General features: G+C 72.0%; 11 protein-coding genes. All 11 read right to left on the bottom strand.

Going from position 1 to position 16,955, the window contains the following annotated elements; translation table 11 throughout:
* Positions 1–111 precede the first annotated feature (111 nt).
* The 11 genes from ABWK59_RS21080 to ABWK59_RS21030 all read right to left on the bottom strand — a co-directional run bounded on the left by ABWK59_RS21080 (position 112) and on the right by ABWK59_RS21030 (position 16,761).
* Positions 112–1,131 (bottom strand): ABC transporter ATP-binding protein, encoded by a 1,020-nt coding sequence (locus ABWK59_RS21080; protein WP_354642170.1) that lies wholly within the window; start codon positions 1,129–1,131, stop codon positions 112–114.
* A complete protein-coding gene (locus ABWK59_RS21075) occupies positions 1,124–2,176 on the bottom strand; it encodes an ABC transporter ATP-binding protein (protein ID WP_354642169.1) in 1,053 nt (350 codons plus the stop codon). Before ABWK59_RS21075 ends, ABWK59_RS21080 begins: the two co-directional genes overlap by 8 nt.
* Before the next feature lie 17 nt (positions 2,177–2,193).
* Complete coding sequence (locus ABWK59_RS21070; protein ID WP_354642168.1) at positions 2,194–3,135, bottom strand: ABC transporter permease; 942 nt, start codon at positions 3,133–3,135, stop codon at positions 2,194–2,196.
* A complete protein-coding gene (locus ABWK59_RS21065; protein ID WP_354642167.1) occupies positions 3,128–4,054 on the bottom strand; it encodes an ABC transporter permease in 927 nt (308 codons plus the stop codon). The genes ABWK59_RS21070 and ABWK59_RS21065 overlap by 8 nt, the downstream gene beginning before the upstream one ends.
* A 139-nt stretch (positions 4,055–4,193) precedes the next feature.
* Positions 4,194–5,828 (bottom strand): peptide ABC transporter substrate-binding protein, encoded by a 1,635-nt coding sequence (locus ABWK59_RS21060; RefSeq protein WP_354642166.1) that lies wholly within the window; start codon positions 5,826–5,828, stop codon positions 4,194–4,196.
* 337 nt (positions 5,829–6,165) lie between these two features.
* Positions 6,166–8,070: a translational GTPase TypA gene (typA, locus tag ABWK59_RS21055; RefSeq protein ID WP_354642165.1), complete on the bottom strand. Its 1,905-nt coding sequence runs from the start codon at positions 8,068–8,070 to the stop codon at positions 6,166–6,168.
* A 230-nt stretch (positions 8,071–8,300) separates the two neighbouring features.
* The gene (locus ABWK59_RS21050) at positions 8,301–10,067 is read right to left on the bottom strand and encodes an ABC transporter family substrate-binding protein (RefSeq protein WP_354642164.1); all 1,767 of its coding nucleotides are present in this window, start codon (positions 10,065–10,067) and stop codon (positions 8,301–8,303) included.
* A gap of 242 nt (positions 10,068–10,309) precedes the next feature.
* Positions 10,310–12,877, bottom strand: coding sequence for a SpoIIE family protein phosphatase (locus ABWK59_RS21045; RefSeq protein ID WP_420492935.1), 2,568 nt, complete (start codon positions 12,875–12,877; stop codon positions 10,310–10,312).
* Positions 12,878–12,957: 80 nt separating this feature from the next.
* A complete protein-coding gene (locus ABWK59_RS21040) occupies positions 12,958–15,948 on the bottom strand; it encodes a SpoIIE family protein phosphatase (RefSeq protein ID WP_354642161.1) in 2,991 nt (996 codons plus the stop codon).
* Positions 15,949–16,175: 227 nt separating this feature from the next.
* Entirely contained in the window at positions 16,176–16,592 is a 417-nt protein-coding gene (locus ABWK59_RS21035) for a (deoxy)nucleoside triphosphate pyrophosphohydrolase (RefSeq protein ID WP_354642160.1), read from the bottom strand.
* A 10-nt stretch (positions 16,593–16,602) separates the two neighbouring features.
* Positions 16,603–16,761, bottom strand: coding sequence for an SPOR domain-containing protein (locus ABWK59_RS21030; protein WP_354642159.1), 159 nt, complete (start codon positions 16,759–16,761; stop codon positions 16,603–16,605).
* Between the last annotated feature and the right edge of the window lie 194 nt (positions 16,762–16,955).

The raw sequence follows: 16,955 nt of genomic DNA, 5'->3' as shown, positions 1-16,955 counted from the left end.
GATGGCGGCGCGACCTGGGTACCGCCGGATGGAGGTACCCGGGTTTCCGCCGGGACGCACGAGGGCGCGGGGAGCCGTGCTCCCCGCGCCCTCGTGCGCTCCTCCGGTCGGTCAGGCCGCGACCGGCACCGCCCGCTCGGCGGCGAAGTGGCACGCGGACCGGTGCCTGGCCGGGCCCTCCAGCAGCTCCGGCACCGCGAGCAGCGGCAGCTCGGTGGAGCAGCGCTCCTCGGCCTTCCAGCAGCGGGTGCGGAAGCGGCAGCCGCTCGGCGGGTTGGCCGGCGAGGGGATGTCGCCGGAGAGGATGATCCGCTCGCGGCCCTCGCGGCCCGAGGGGTCGGGCACCGGCACGGCGGACAGCAGCGCCTGGGTGTACGGGTGGGTGGCGTGCTCGTAGATCTCCTCGTCCGAGCCGATCTCCACCATCTTGCCCAGGTACATCACGCCGACCCGGTCGGAGATGTGCCGGACGATCGAGAGGTCGTGGGCGATGAACATGTAGGAGAGCTCGAAGTCCTTCTGGAGCTGCTCCAGGAGGTTGATCACCTGAGCCTGGACCGAGACGTCCAGGGCGGAGACCGGCTCGTCGCAGATGATGACCTCGGGCTTGAGGGCGAGCCCGCGGGCGATGCCGATGCGCTGGCGCTGGCCGCCGGAGAACTGGTGCGGGTACCGGTTGATGTACTCCGGGTTGAGGCCCACCACGTCCAGCAGGTCCTGGACGGCCTTGCGGCGGTCGCCCTTGGGCGCCACCTCGGGGTGGATCTCGAAGGGCTCGCCGATGATGTCGCCGACGGTCATCCGCGGGTTCAGCGAGGTGTACGGGTCCTGGAAGACCATCTGGATGTTGCGGCGGACGGCCTTGAGGGCGGCGCCGGACAGCTTGGAGATGTCCTCGCCCTTGTAGAGGACCTGGCCGGAGGTGGCCCGCTCCAGGTTCATCAGCACCTTGGCGAGGGTGGACTTGCCGCAGCCCGACTCGCCGACGATGCCGAGGGTCTCGCCCCGGTCGAGGGTGAAGGAGATGCCGTCGACGGCCTTGACCGCGCCGACCTGCTTCTTGAAGAGGATGCCCTGGGTCAGCGGGTAGTGCTTGACCAGGTCCTTGACCTCCAGGATGGGCTCAGCCATGGAGGGTCTCCTTCCAGAGGTGGCAGGCGCTCTTGCGGCCGGCCTGCTCGGCGCCGCCGGTGTCGGTGACCTGGTGCAGCGCGGGGATCTCGGTGCGGCAGCGGTCGGTGGCGATGTCGCAGCGCGGGTTGAAGGCGCAGCCGGCCGGGACCTTGTAGAGGTTCGGCGGCAGGCCCTTGATCGCGTAGAGCTCCTCGCCCTTCTGGTCCAGCCGCGGGATGGAGCGGAGCAGGCCGCGGGTGTAGGGGTGGGCGGGGCGCTTGTAGAGCTCGTGGACGGGGGAGGTCTCGACGATCCGGCCGGCGTACATCACGGCGATCTTGTCGGCCACGTCGGCGACCACGCCGAGGTCGTGGGTGATCAGGATCAGGCCCATGTTGTGCTCGGCCTGGAGCTCGGCGAGCAGGTCCATCACCTGGGCCTGGACGGTGACGTCCAGGGCGGTGGTGGGCTCGTCGGCGATGATCAGGTCGGGTTCCAGGGCCATCGCCATCGCGATCATGATGCGCTGGCGCATGCCGCCGGAGAACTGGTGCGGGTAGTCGTCGACCCGCTGGGCGGCGGCCGGGATGCGGACCCGGTCCATCAGCTCGACGGCCTTGGCCTTGGCCTCCTTCCTGGAGGCGCCCTCGTGCACCCGGAACATCTCGCCGAGCTGGTAGCCGACGGAGAGCACGGGGTTGAGCGAGGAGAGCGCGTCCTGGAAGATCATCGCGATCTTGCGGCCGCGGATCCGCCGGCGCTCCTCGTCGGACATGGTGAGCATGTCCTGGCCGCGGTAGAGGATCTCGCCGGAGGTGACCCGGCCGGGCGGCATGTCGAGGATGCCCATGATGGTCTGGGCGGTGACGGACTTGCCGGAGCCGGACTCGCCGAGGACCGCGAGGGTCTCGCCGGCGGCGACCGAGTAGTTCACGCCGTTGACGGCCTTGGCGATGCCGTCGCGGGTCTTGAACTCCACGTGCAGGTCGCGGACTTCGAGCAGCGGGGTACCGGGGACGAGGCGGGCGCCGGTCTCCGGGGTGGTCTTCAGTGCGGTGGTCATGGTGCGCGTTCCCTCTCTCAGCGCAGCTTCGGGTCGAGGGCGTCGCGCACCGCGTCGCCGAGCATGATGAAGGCGAGCACGGTGACGCTCAGCATGCCGGCGGGGAAGAACAGCGCGAACGGCGCGGTACGGATGACCTTCTGGGCCGAGTTGATGTCGATGCCCCAGGAGATGGTCGGGTCCTGCAGGCCGATGCCGAGGAAGCTCAGCGTGGCCTCGGTGGCGATGTAGCCGCCGAGGGCGATGGTGGCGACCACGATCACCGGGGCGACCGCGTTCGGCAGGATGTGCTTGAACAGGATCCGGCCGGTGCCGGCGCCGAGCGCCTTGGCGGCCGTGACGTAGTCGGCCTGCTTGACGGTGATCACCGAGCCGCGCATCACGCGGGTCATCTGGGTCCAGCCGAGGGCGACCAGGGCGAAGACCACGGACCAGATGGTGCGGACGCTGAAGGCGTTGAGGATGACCAGCGCGCCGAGCAGCAGCGGGATGCCGAAGAAGATGTCGGTGATCCGGGAGACCAGCGTGTCGACCCAGCCGCCGAAGTAGCCGGCGAGCATGCCGGACAGGCCGCCGAGGACGGTGACGCCGGCGGTGACGCAGATGCCGACCACGACCGAGGCGCGGGCGCCGTAGATGACGCGGGCGTAGATCGAGCGGCCCTGGCCGTCGTAGCCGAACCAGTCGGGCTGGAAGAGGTGCCCGTAGTTCGGCCGGGTCAGGAAGTGGTGGCGCAGGTCGCCGGCGCGGGGGTCCGCCGAGGTGAACAGGCCGGGGGCGATCGCGATGGCGATCAGCAGCAGGATCAGCAGCGCGGAGATCACGAAGATCGGGCGCCTGCGCAGGTCGTGCCAGGCGTCCAGGCCGAGGCTGCGGGCCTTCTCCGGCTTGGGCTCGGCGCTCTCGGTGGAGCGCTGCGCCGGGAGGTCGGCGCTCTTCTTCTCGATCAGGTCAGGCATACCGGATCCTCGGGTCCAGGACCGCGTAGAGCAGGTCGACGATCAGGCTGGCGGCGAGGTAGACGAGCACCAGGACGACGACGAAGCCGGAGACGGTCGCGCCCTCCTTGAGGTTGATCGCGTGGTACAGCGCGTTGCCGACGCCCTTGACGTTGAAGATGCCCTCGGTGACGATCGCGCCGCCCATCAGGGCGCCGAGGTCGGTGCCGAGGAAGGTGACCACCGGGATCATCGAGTTGCGCAGCAGGTGGGTGCCGATCACCTTGCGCCGGGGCAGGCCCTTGGCGACGGCGGTGCGCATGTAGTCGGCCTTGACGTTCTCGACGATCGAGGTGCGGGTGAGCCGCGCCACGTACGCCAGCGAGAGCGAGCCCAGCACCACGGCGGGCAGCAGGAGTTGGCCGAGGTTCTCGGAGTTCTGGACGGTGGGGGTGACCCAGCCCAGGTTGGTGGCGAAGACGTTCTGGAAGATGAAGCCGAGCACCGGAACCGGGATGGAGATCAGCAGCAGGGTGAAGAGCAGGGTGCCCTTGTCGAAGGACTTGCCGCGGCGCAGGCCGGCGAACAGGCCGATCGCCACGCCGAGCACCAGCTCGATGGCGAAGGCCAGCAGGGCCAGGCGCATCGTCACCGGGAGGGCCTCACCGATGACGTCGATGACCTTGCGGCCGGCCATGGTCTGGCCGAAGTCGCCGGTGAGCAGGTTGCCCATGTAGTCCAGGTACTGCTGGATCATGGACTTGTCGAGGCCCATCCGGTGCTTGAAGGCGGCGAGCTGGGCCGGGTCCGGCGCCTTGTCGCCCCACATCGCCGCGACCGGGTCGCCGGGCAGCACGCGGACCATGAAGAAGATCAGCGTGGTCGTCCCGACGAAGACCGGGATCATTTGGAGCAGTCGCCTCGCGACAAAGCGCCCCATCGTGCCTCCAATTGGTGCTCTGACGGGAGGTCGTCCCGGTTCAGAGGTTCTCGGCGCGACACGGCCGGTGCCGGACTCGCCCTCGTGGGGCGGGATCGGGCACCGGCCGTGTCGGTTCAAGCCGTGCGGTGCCGGCTGCTTACTTCTGCTTGACCTCGACCTGGGTGAACACCGGGTCGCCGAAGGAGTCGAACTTCACGTTCTGGACGTTGTTCGAGTAGCCGGAGGTCGTCTTGTAGTACCAGAGCGGGATGGCCGGCATGTCCTTGGCCAGCTGGGCCTCGGCCTGCTGGTACAGCTCGGCGGTCTTCTCCACGGAGGTCGCCTTGTCCGCCTCGGCGGCGAACCTGTCGAACTCGGCGGAGGAGTAGCCGGCGTCGTTGGCCGCGGCACCGGTGCCGTAGACGTCGCGCAGGAAGTTGGCGTTCAGCGGGTAGTCCTGCACCCAGCCGGTCCGCATCATGCTCTGGACCTGCTTCTTCTTGATCAGGTCGCGCGAGGTCTTGAAGTCCGGCTTCGGGTCGCCGACGCACTCCACGCCGGTGGCCTGGCGGATGGAGTTGCAGACCGCGTCCACCCACTCCTTGTGGCCGCCGTCGGAGTTGTAGACGATGGTGATCTTGTTGTTCGGGACGCCGCCGCCCTCGGTCACCAGCTGCTTGGCCTTGGCCGGGTCGTACTTGCAGGCGTCGCCGCAGGTGCCGGCCTTGTAGCCCATGGCGCCCGGGGCGACCCAGCTGTCGGCGGGCTGGCGCGAGCCGTTGAGCACGGTCTTGGTGATGGTCTCGCGGTCGATCGCCATCGACAGGCCCTGGCGGACCTTGGCCTTGTCGACGCCCTGCCAGTCGGCCTGGTACATCGCGAAGGAGATGTTCTGGATGGCGCCCTGGGCCTGGTCCACCGCACGGTTGCCGAGGTCGCTCTTGTAGGAGGCGAGGTCGGCCGGGTCGACCTGGTCGAGCACGTCCAGGTTGTCGGAGACCAGGTCCTTGTAGGCGGCCTCGGACTGCGAGTAGTTCTTGAAGACGATGCCGCCGTTCTTCGGCTTGTCGGCGCCCGCGTACTGGTCGTACGCGGCGACGGTGATCGCCTTGTTGTGCTCCCACGAGACGAACTTGTAGGGGCCGTTGCCGACCGGGTTCTGGCCGTACTTGGCCGGGTCGGTGAAGAACGCCTTCGGCAGCGGCGAGAAGGCCGTGTAGCCGAGCTTGTACTGGAAGTACGAGACCGGGCCGGTCAGCTGGATGGTGAAGTGAGTGTCGTCCACGACCTTGAGACCGGACATGGTCTCGGCGGTCGGGTCGCCCTTCTCCGGGTGGACGGCCTCGTAGCCGGCGATGTCGGAGAACCAGTCCGAGTTGATCTGGCCGCTCTTGGTGTTGGCGCCCCAGTTCCAGGCGTCGACGAAGGAGGCGGCGGTGACCGGGGTGCCGTCGTGGAAGGTCCAGCCGGACTTCAGGGTGACGGTGTAGTTCTGCGCGTCGGTGGTCTCGATCTTCTCGGCGACCTGGTTGCGCAGCGCGCCGGTGGCGGGGTCGTAGTCGACCAGGCCCTTGAACAGGGACTTGATGACACGTCCGCCGCCGACCTCCATGGCGTTGGCCGGCTGGAGCGGGTTCTGCGGCTCGCTGCTCTGGTAGCTGAACGTGCCCGCGGCGTCGACGGGGCCGTTCGCCGCGTCACCGCCACCGGACGCGCCGCCGCCGCAGGCGGTGGCTGCGAGAGCGACCGCGACAGCTGCGACGACCCACTTGGCCTGGCTGGCACCGCGCATGGGTGTGCCTCCTGAATCCGTGTTGCAAACACTCGTGGCCTGGCGCGCACCCCTGCGCATGAGCCTGAGACCCGAGCTCGACTGCACCCACTATCGGTCACACAGGGACACGAAGATGACCAGTAGCGATCTCAATTTGGTCACATGGACGACGAATTAATCTCAGAAACCGGACAACCAGGACATACACAGACAGGGTTAAAACGGACAGTCGTCACGCATGACGGACGGTAGCGTCCGATTAACGAACACGCCGACATCACGGAACGTGACGAAAAACAGAAAAGCGGCCGGCGTCCCGAAGGACGCCGGCCGCTCTCGGCCGTCAGGTGAAGGGTCAGCCCTTCTTGGCGCGCGAGGCCGTGCGGCCGCGCTCCTTCTGGTCCAGGACGACCTTGCGGATGCGCACGGTCTCCGGGGTCACCTCGATGCACTCGTCCTCACGGCAGAACTCCAGGCTCTGCTCCAGGGACAGCTTGCGCGGCGGGACGATGGACTCGGCCACGTCGGCGGTCGAGGAGCGCATGTTGGTGAGCTTCTTCTCCTTGGTGATGTTCACGTCCATGTCGTCGGAGCGCGAGTTCTCGCCGACGATCATGCCCTCGTACACCTCGGTGCCGGGGTCGGTGAACAGCACGCCGCGCTCCTGCAGGTTGGTCATCGCGAAGGCGGTGACCACACCGGCCCGGTCGGCGACCAGGGAGCCGTTGTTGCGGGTCGTCAGGGCGCCGAACCACGGCTCGTAGCCCTCGTGGATCGAGTGCGCGATGCCGGTGCCGCGGGTGTTGGTGAGGAACTCCGTCCGGAATCCGATCAGACCGCGGGACGGCACCACGAACTCCATGCGGACCCAGCCCGAGCCGTGGTTGGACATGTTGTCCATCCGGCCCTTGCGGATGCCCATCAGCTGGGTGACGGCACCCATGTGCTCCTCGGGCACGTCCACGGTGAGGCGCTCGACCGGCTCGTGGGTCTTGCCGTTGATCTCCCGGGTGACCACCTGCGGCTTGCCGACGGTCAGCTCGAAGCCCTCGCGGCGCATGGTCTCGATGAGGATGGCCAGCGCCAGCTCACCGCGGCCCTGCACCTCCCAGGCGTCCGGGCGCTCGGTGTCCAGGACACGGAGCGAGACGTTACCGATCAGCTCGCGGTCCAGGCGGTCCTTCACCTGGCGGGCGGTGACCTTGCGGTCCACCTTGGCGCCGGACTTGGCGTCCGCGCCCTTACCGGAGCCGCCCTTGCCGACCAGCGGCGAGGTGTTGGTGCCGATGGTCATCGAGATCGCCGGCTCGTCCACCGTGATCAGCGGCAGCGCGATCGGGTTCTCGGTGTCGGCCAGGGTCTCGCCGATCATGATCTCGGAGATGCCGGCGACGGCGCAGATGTCACCGGGGCCCGCCACCTCGGCCGGCTTGCGGGTGAGCGCCTCGGTCATCAGCAGCTCGGAGATGCGGACGTTCTGGATCGAGCCGTCACGCTTGATCCAGGCCACCGTCTGGCCCTTGCGCAGCTCGCCCTGCTCGACGCGCAGCAGCGCGATGCGGCCGAGGAAGTTGTCGGCGTCCAGGTTGGTGACGTGGGCCTGCAGCGGGGCGCCCTCGTCGTAGACCGGGGCCGGGACGTGCTCCAGGATGGTGGAGAAGAACGGCTCCAGGCTGGTGGAGTCGGCCGGGACGGTGCCGTTCTCCGGCTTGGTCAGCGAGGCGACGCCGTCGCGGGCGCAGGCGTAGACGATCGGGAACTCGATCTGGTCCTCGTCCGCGTCCAGGTCCAGGAACAGGTCGTAGGTCTCGTTGATGACCTCGTCGATCCGGGCGTCCGGTCGGTCGGTCTTGTTGATGCAGAGGATGACGGGCAGGCGGGCCGTGAGCGCCTTGCGCAGCACGAAGCGGGTCTGCGGCAGCGGGCCCTCGGAGGCGTCGACCAGCAGGACGACCGCGTCCACCATCGACAGACCGCGCTCGACCTCGCCACCGAAGTCGGCGTGGCCCGGGGTGTCGATGATGTTGATGGTGATCGGCGCGCCACCGTCCTTGGGGTGGTACTTGACCGCGGTGTTCTTGGCGAGAATGGTGATGCCCTTCTCGCGCTCCAGGTCGTTGGAGTCCATCATGCGGTCGTCGAGCTGCTGGTGGGCGGCGAAGGCGCCGGCCTGCTTCAGCATGGCGTCGACCAGGGTGGTCTTGCCGTGGTCGACGTGGGCGACGATGGCGACGTTACGGATGTCGTTACGCGTGGGCATGCGGAGCGAATTCTCCCGGAATAGTGGGTTTCGGCGCCCGGCTGCGTGACGCCGACCGGCAATCCCTGTTGATCGCCGCCGCCCGTTCCGCCTGCTACTACCGGTCCACCCGCCGGGCATACCGATGCCACGGCTTGTTCCTATCGTACGGGGAACCCCCCACTCGGGCCGAAACGGTCGGCCCGCAGCGGGTGCAAGATCACATCCGGTACCACCCGGGGCGGCCCGTTTCAGCCGTCCTTGCGGAAGCCCAGGTCCTGGTAGCGGGGGGTGGTGAAGCCGTACGCGCCCACGCCGGCGACGGTGTCGCGGACGGCGACCAGGTCGGGTCGCTGGTAGAGCGGAACGGAGTGGGCCAGCTGCCAGATCCGGGCGTCGGCCTCCTGGAGCAGGGTGCGCTGGGCGGCCGGGTCGAGCTCGCGGCCGGCCCGGTCGAGCAGCTGGTCGAGCTCCTCGCTGCCGGTGCGGGCGTAGTTCAGGCCGACCACCGGGATGCCGTCCGGGCCGGGCCGGGGCTTGGTGTAGAGGGCGCGCTCCTCGCCGCCGGGGTAGGCGCTGGCGGGCCAGGAGAACAGCGCCAGGTCGAAGTCGCCGGTGGCCAGGTGGTCCTTGACGAAGCCGTCCACCGGGACAGGCTGCGGGTGGACCGTGATGCCCGCGGCGGCCAGGTCGGCGGCCAGCGCGTCGGCGGTGCGGCGGGCGGTGGTGGAGCCCTCGGGGATCAGCAGGCCGAGGTCGAGCTCCTTCCCGTCCTTGGTCCGGGTGCCGCCGGAGCCCTTCCAGCCGGCCTGGTCGAGCAGTTCGGCGGAGCCGGTGCCGCCCACCGCGGCGCTGTTGTCCCGGTAGCCGTCCTGCCCGGTGACCAGCAGGTGGTTGCCGAGCGGGACGGCGGACAGGCCGAGCGGGCCGAGGGCGGCGGTGGCGGCCTTCTGCCGGTCGACGGCCTTGGCGACCGCCCGGCGGACGGCCGGGTCGGTGAGCGGGCCGCGGGAGGAGTTCAGGGTGAGCTGGGTGACGGCGGCCGCCGGGGCCCGGTGCAGCCGCAGCCCGGGAAGGGTCTCGGCCCGCTTCAGCGCCTGGGCGGAGGCCTCGGCGAGGGCGGCGGCGTCCGGCGGCGCGGCGGCCTTGCCGCCGGCGGGCACCGCCCGGTCCACCGAGTCGGTGAGCCCGGCGACGTCCAGCTTGCCCTGGTCCAGCGCGTCCAGCCGGGTGGCGGCCGGGACGGCCAGGAAGTCGATCGCCTCGGCCTTCGCCGCGTCCCCCCACCAGCGCGGGTTGCGCACCAGCAGGGCGTGGCCGCCGACGGCGTCGTACGTCTGCAGCGTGAACGGGCCGGCCGAGGTGCGGAAGGAGTCGGCGAGCGGCTGGTTGAACGCCTCCGGGGTGCCGGTGGCGGCGGCCGGGTACAGCGGGCTGAACAGCTCGCGCCACGCCGCGTACGGCTGACGCAGCTCCACCCGGACCTCCTGCGGGTCGGCGCCCTGGGCGACCGACTCGATCCGGTCGTACCCGGCGGGGTGGTCCGTCTGGTAGGCGGCGTCGGTGCCGGCCAGGGCCTTCCACTGGGCGGTGAAGTCGGCGGCCGACAGCGGGGTGCCGTCGCTCCAGACGGCCTTGGGGTTGAGCCGGTAGGTGACGGTCTGCGGGCTCTGGCCGGGCGGGGTGGACTCGGCCGAGACCAGGTAGTCGGGGTCGGCGCTGGGGCGGGCGTGCTCGTCCAGCCGGAACAGGCTGGGCAGCAGGGCGCGGGCGACCAGGCCGGAGTCGGGGGTGGCCGCCGGCTGGTAGACGTTCAGCGTGGCCGGGACGGCGTCCACCGCCCAGCGCACGGTGCCGCCGTCGCGGACGGCCGCGCGGTCCGCGGCGGTCAGGTCGGTGACGGACGGCCCGGCGGCCCGGTCGGAGGAGCAGCCGGCCAGGCCGGCGGCCAGCAGCAGGGCGGCCGCGGCGGCGGCCACGCGGCTGTTGCGGCGGTGTCCGATGATCCGCTCGCCCATGTGATCCTCCGCCTGGTGGTCGGCCCCCGAAGACACGGTGGCTGCCCACTGAACGGCAATAGGCCCGGCTGGGTGCCGTGACACGGCGGACCACCGCCCCGGAAGCACCCGACCGGCGTACATAGAGGCCCCCGGTGGCCCCCGCCTGCGCACAGCACCCCGAGGCACCCGGCTGCGCAACAGAAGGGGCGACCGGTCGCTGCGCCCCGGGGCAGCCGGCTGCGCGCCCGCGTCCCGGCTGGCTAGAGCGCGAGCTCGAACCAGACGATCTTGCCGTTGGGTGTGCGCCGGCTGCCCCAGCGTTCGGCGAGGAGGCTGACCAGCTGCAGCCCGCGGCCGCCCTCGTCGGTCTCCTGGGCGCGGCGCTGCCGCGGCTGGGCGTACCCGTCGTCCCAGACCTCGCAGACCATCGACCGGTCCCGCAGCAGCCGCAGCCGGATCTCCCCCCGCCCGTGCCGCAGCGCGTTGGTGACCAGCTCGCTGACCAGCAGTTCGGTGGTGTCCACCAGCTCGTCCAGGCCGCGGGCGAGCAGCCACCCGCAGGCGGCCTCGCGGGCCTTGGCCACCGAGGTGGGCTCGGACGGGAAGCGCCAGTCCCCCACCGAGTCCTCGGGCAGCGGCTGGATCTTCGCCATCAGCAGGGCGATGTCGTCCTCGCCGTGGTGCGGGTTGAGCTCCTCCAGGACCTGGTCGCACAGCTGCTCCAGTTCGGCGGAGCCGTTGGTGAGCGCGGTGCGGAAGGCCTTGAGGCCCTCGTCCAGCTGGTGCTGGCGGGACTCCACCAGGCCGTCGGTGTAGAGGCCGAGCACCGAGCCGGCCGGCAGCTCGATGGTCACCTCCTCGAAGGGCTCGCCGCCGACGCCGAGCGGAAGCCCGGGCGGGACGTTCACCATCGCGGCGCTCTCGCCGGGGACGAGGAGCGCGGGCGGCAGGTGGCCGGCGTTGGCCAGGATGCAGCGCTGCTTGACGGCGTCGTACACGGCGTACACGCAGGTGGCGAGGTAGATCTCCTCGCCGGACTGGCCGGCGTCGGTGGTGCTGGTGTCGCCGAGGCCGCGGGCGATCTCGTCGAGGGCGGTGAGCACCTCGGCGGGGTCGAGGTCGAGCATGGCGAGGGTGCGGACGGCGGTGCGCAGCTGGCCCATGGCGACGGCGGCGCGCAGGCCGCGGCCCATCACGTCGCCGATGACCAGGGCGGTGCGGCTGCCGGGCAGCGGGATGACGTCGAACCAGTCGCCGCCGACCTCGGTGTTGTTGTTGCTGGGCAGGTAGCGGCGGGCGATCTCCAGGCCGCTGGCGGCGGGGTTGCCGGGGGGCAGCAGGCTGCGCTGGAGGATCAGCGCCCGCTCGTGCTCGCGGCGGTACAGCCGGGCGTTGTCCACGCAGACGGCGGCGCGGGCGACGAGCTCCTCGGCGATCGCCACGTCCCGGGCGTCGAACGGCTCGCTGCCGATCGCCCGGGAGAGCTGGACCAGGCCGAGCACCTGGTCGCGGGCGACCAGCGGGACGACCAGGGTGGAGCGCAGCAGCGGGTCGGGTCCGGGCTGCGGGACGACGCTGCGGCCGGTGCGCAGGGCCCGGGCGTGCGGGGAGCGCGGCGGGTAGCAGAGGGTGCCGCCGGCCTCGGCGACCCGGACGGAGCCGCGCTCGCTGCCGAGGACGGAGGGGGCGTTGCCGACCACGCTGGAGACGGCGACCCGGCGCAGCTCGCCGGTCTCCGGGTTGGCCAGCAGCGGGCCGGAGTCGCCGGTGAGCAGGGCGGTGTACAGGTCGACGGTGGCGACGTCGCAGAACTGCGGGACGATCACGTCCAGGAGTTCCTTGGCGGTGGTCTCCAGGTCGAGGGTGGAGCCGATGTGGGTGGAGGCCTCGTTGAGCAGGGCGAGGTTGCGGCGGACGCCGGCGGCCTCGCGTTCGGCGAGGTTGCGGCTGGTGATGTCCTGGACCTGGCCGGCGACGCCCATCGGGTGCCCGCCGGCGCCGTCCAGCCGGTAGAGCGAGATCGACCAGGCCTTGCCGCTCTCGCGGCCGGTGCCCTGGTCCTTGCGGTCGGGGCGGCAGGCGGCGGCCAGGGTGCCGGTGAAGCGCAGGTCGAGGATCGGCCCGTCGCCGGCCAGCACCTTGCGCAGGGCGACGTGGAAGCGGTCGGCGTCGGCGCCCGGGAAGAGCTCGGCGGGGGTACGGCCCCGCAGGTCGTCCGCGCCGAGGCCGGCGCCGGCGGCGAAGGCGTCGTTGACCCGCTGCAGCCGCAGGTCGGGGCCGAACAGGAAGAAGCCCGTGGGCGTCTGCCCGAAGACCGCCTCGGAGGCGGCCAGGTCGGTCTCCACGCTGCGCAGCGGGCCGAGGTCGAGGGCGAGGCAGGTGGCGCCGGCGGCGGGGTCCTCGCCGACGGGCATGGCGTACAGCTCGGCGAGGCCCTCGGTGCCGGCCCGGCCGCGGTACGGGGTGGTGCCGGCCCACTCCTCGCCGGACAGGACGCGCTCCAGCCGGGCCCGGCCGCGCTGCCACAGCTCGCGGGGGACGAGGGTGGTGATCGGGTCGGAGCCGACGGCGTCGGCGGCGGGCAGGCCGAAGAAGTCGGCGGCCCGCTCGCTCCACTGCGCGATCCGGCCGTCGGCACCGATGGCGAAGGTGGCGACCTTGACGTACTCGTCGATGGATCCCGGTCTGCCGCGGCCCTGTCCCGCGCGCGGTGTCGGCGGTGCGGTCGGCGCGCCCGGCTGACCGGGCACGACCGCACGGCCGCTGCCACTTGTCGCGTTCCGTGCCGGGATGTTGTTCAACGGACCGACCCCTCCCACCGTGCCCATCCGGATGTCGAGAAGACCGAGTAGTCCGTCCGAGTATTCATCATCCGGCGCCGAGCGCACACGTCCCGAACATCACAACATCAAATCAAGGAGGCCCAGGGCTCCAGCCCGTCGTCCTCCTCGAGTTGATCCTCACCCGGCAGGGCCAGTTCGAACCACACGACCTTGCCCATTCCCTCGGCGCGGGCTCCCCAGCGCAGGGCGAGGCGGCGGACCAGTTCCAGGCCGCGGCCGCCCTCGTCGCCCTCGGCGGCGTGCCGCTCGCGGGGCGGGTCGGGCAGCGGGTCGGAGATCTCCACCAGCAGGGTGGGGCCGAGGGTGAGCCGGACGCCGATCGGGGCGCTGGCGTACCGGACGGAGTTGGTGACCAGCTCGCTGACCAGCAGTTCTGCGGTGTCGGTGAGCTCCTCGGTCGCCCAGTCGGTGAGGGTGCCGCGGACCAGCCGGCGGGCCCGGGAGACGGCGGTGGGTTCGGCGGGGAGCGTCCAGCCGGCGGTCGGGGTGCCGGCCTGGCCGCGGCCGAGCCGGGCGAGCAGCAGGGCGACGTCGTCGGGTTCGCGGCCCTGTTCCATGGTGTCCAGGACGGCCTCGCAGGCCTGCTGGATGGAGGCGTACGGCTGTTCCAACACGCTGATCAGGCGGCTGAGGCCGACGTCGAGGTCCTTGTCCCGGGACTCCACCAGGCCGTCGGTGCACAGGGCGAGCAGGCTGCCCTCGGGGATCTCCAGCTCGATCGCCTCGAAGGGCACCCCGCCGACGCCGAGCGGCGCTCCGGAGGGCAGGTCGAGCACCTGGCCCAGACCGCCGGGGAGCGGGCTGCCGGTGCGGGTGGGTTCGTCGCCGTCGCCGTCCTTGGGGACGACCAGGACGGGCGGGATGTGGCCGGCCTTGGTGGCGCTGAGCCGGCGGGTGGCCGGGTCGAAGACGACGTAGACGCAGGTGGCGAGCAGGGCCTCGTCGGGGCCCTGGGCGAGGTCGTCGGCGAGTTCGTGGACGTGCCGCAGCAGGACGTCCGGGGGCAGGTCGAGGGCGGCGAGGACGCGGACGGCGGTGCGCAGCCGGCCCATGGTGGCGGCGGCCCGCAGGCCGTGGCCCATGACGTCGCCGACCACCAGGGCGGTGCGGTCGCCGGGCAGCGGGATGACGTCGAACCAGTCGCCGCCGACCTCGGTGCCGCTGCTGCCGGGGACGTAGCGGTAGGCGACCTCGACGCCGGTGGGCTGGGGGACCTGCTGGGGCAGCAGGGTGCGCTGGAGGGTGAGCGCGGCGGTGCGCTCGCGGGCGTACAGCCGGGCGTTGTCCAGGGAGCTGCCGGCGCGGTCGGCGAGTTCGACGGTGAAGGCGAGGTCGTCGCGGTCGAAGCCCTCCCGATAGCCGGCCCGGCTGACCGAGAGCAGGCCGATGACGATGCCGCGGGCGCGCAGCGGGACGACCAGCCGGGAGTGCACCCCGAGGTCGTGGGCGGCCTGCACCTTGGGGTCGCCGGGGTAGCTGATGTCGCTGAGTTCGTCGTTGCCGGAGAGGAGTTCTGGTACGCCGCTGCGCAGCACCCGGCCGAAGGCGGAGTCCTCGGCGAAGGTGATCCGGGCGCCGCGGCGGAGCATCGCCTCGACCTCGGGGCCGTCCTGGATGGAGGCCACGCCGAGCTGGAGCAGGGAGGTGCGGCGGTCGTGGCCGTGCCGCGGCAGGTCGTCGCCGTGGGCCACGGCCTGGAGCAGGATGACGCCCGCGTAGTCGGCGAGCCGGGGGACGACGGCGGTGGCCAGCTCCTGGGCGATCCGGGAGGCGTCCAGCAGGTCGCCGACCCGGGAGCCGAACTCGTTGAGCAGGGAGAGCCGGCGACGGGCGTGCTCGACCTTGGAGACGGCCCGGTACCGCTCGGTCACGTCCATGACGGTGCCGGAGATACCCAGCACCCGGCCGGCCCGGTCGGTCATCCGGCTGTAGGAGATCGAGCGGAAGCCGGAGCGGGCGGTGACCGGGGAGGCCAGGGTGACGTCGATGACGGGTTCGCCGGTGGCGAGGACCTGCCGCTGGATGGCGGTGATCTCGTCGGCGGCCCGCTCGGGGAGCGTCTCGCCGGTGGTCCGTCCGACGTGGTCCTCGGCGCTGACGCCGTTCATCTCGGCCAGGGTCTGGTTGACCGCGGTGTAGCGCAGGTCGGTGTCGAGGATGGCGATGCCGAGCGGGGACTGCTCGAACAGCGCGTCGCGGACCGCGAGGTCCCGTTCCACGGCCTGCAGGGTGCCGGCGTCGGCCATCGCGGCCTGGAGGAAGGGGGTGCCGTCGCCGTCCACCAGGAGGGAGATCCGGGCCTCGACGGCGACCCGGACGCCGTCCCGGTCGGCGAGTTCGGTGAAGCCGTGCCAGTGGCCGGTGGCCAGGGTGTGCTGGATGGCGGCGCGGGCCCGTTCGACCAGCTCGGGTTCGTCCATCAGCTCGTCGATCGGGCGGCCGACCAGCAGGTCGCTGGGCCAGCCGAGCATCTCCTCGGCGGCGGGGCTCCAGAGCACGACCCGGCCGGCGGTGTCGAGGATCGCGATGGCCACCTTGACGATGTCGAACAGGCTGCCCTGGGCCTCGGCGGGCGGCGGCTCGGGCTGTCCTGCCCGCCCGGTCCGCCGGCTCTGCCCGGCTTCCCCGGCGGAGGCGCCGGGGAAGGCCAGCGCGGGACGGCCGCGGTCGGGCGGGACGGGCGGGGAGCTCGGGGTGGCGTCGCGGGCCGGCTCGGGCGGCTGGCCGGCGAACCGGCGGACCTGGGCGGCGCGGGCCTGGGCCTCCCGGCGCTGGGCCGCGCTGCCCTGGCCGCGCGGCTGTCCGTACCGCGCCTGGCCGTACCGCGCCTGGGCGGCTCGGGAGGAGAGGGAGGGGGCCGGGACGGCGCGCGGCGGGGTGGGACCGTGACGGCGCAGACGGGCCCGGGCGCCCGCGGAGCCGCCGGACCTGGTGCCCGGAAGGCCGCCGGCGGGCGTCGCGCCACCGGACCTGACCGGGGCGTTCGAACGTTGCGACCCGCGCCTGGGGAGGCGACGGGCCCGCGGTTCGCCCCCGCCGTTACCCGCATTCGACACGTACGCGGCCTCCGGCTGTCGGACTGGGCACCACGGCCGGGCGGCCGGGGTGCGGGCGCTCGTCGGTCGGCGGGCCCGCCGGCTCACCGATGGTGACGAATGCTGCCGAAAAGTGACATACCCCCTGGGAGGCGCGGCTATCCCGGCAGACGGGTCGTGTTTGCCGATTGGCGTAGCCGGGGTCATGACGGGCCTGCGGCCCGGCGGACCGGCGGACCGGGGTGCGGTCAGGCGTGGCCCGCGGCCCGCTCCGGGGCGGCGAGCAGGCGGGCGACGTACGGGAGGACCTCGCGGTCGTGCTCCAGCCAGTCCACGTCGGTCAGCTCGGCCGGGCCGAGCCAGCGCACCTCGGAGTGGTCCTGCAGCGGCCGGGGGTCGCCGGAGAGCAGTTCGGCGGCCCAGATCCGCAGTTCCAGGCCGGCCCGGACGGTCCACCGCCCCGGCAGCGGCTCCAGCGCCCGGGCGTGCACGCCGAGTTCCTCGTACAGCTCGCGCTCCAGCGCCTGTTCCTCGGTCTCTCCGGGTTCGGCCTTGCCGCCGGGGAACTCCCAGGAACCCGCCACCTCGGGCGGGGCACTGCGGCGGGCGGCGAGCACCCGGCCGCAGTGGATGAGGGCGCCGCCGACGACGATCCGGTTCTCCATGCGGCCGACCCTATGCGGCCTCGGGCTCCACCCAGTACAGCTGCTTGTGGCCGCGGGCTTCCAGGGTGGCGGCGAGGTCCTCGGCCTCGGCGCGGCTCATCCCGCCGGCCACGCGGTACCGGTTCCCGTTGTCGTCCTGCCGCATCACGCGGAAGGTGGAGGTGTCCATGGCCCCACGGTACCGAGCACCGTCACGGCCCCGGGCGGCCCCGCGGCCTGGAGCCCGGCCCGGTGGGGGGCGGGCCGGACTCCGGACCGCCGTCAGACACTACCGCCGCGCGGGTGTCCGCAGGTTACGGCCAGGTAAGGCCTGGTAAAGCCTGGTGCGGACGGCCGGGGGATCTGGCCGTGGCCTGCGTCCCG

This window comes from Kitasatospora sp. HUAS MG31 (assembly GCF_040571325.1).
Taxonomy (GTDB): Bacteria; Actinomycetota; Actinomycetes; order Streptomycetales; family Streptomycetaceae; genus Kitasatospora; species Kitasatospora camelliae.
Note: the sequence above shows the minus strand (reverse complement) of the source record. Positions and strands in the feature narration are given on the sequence as shown.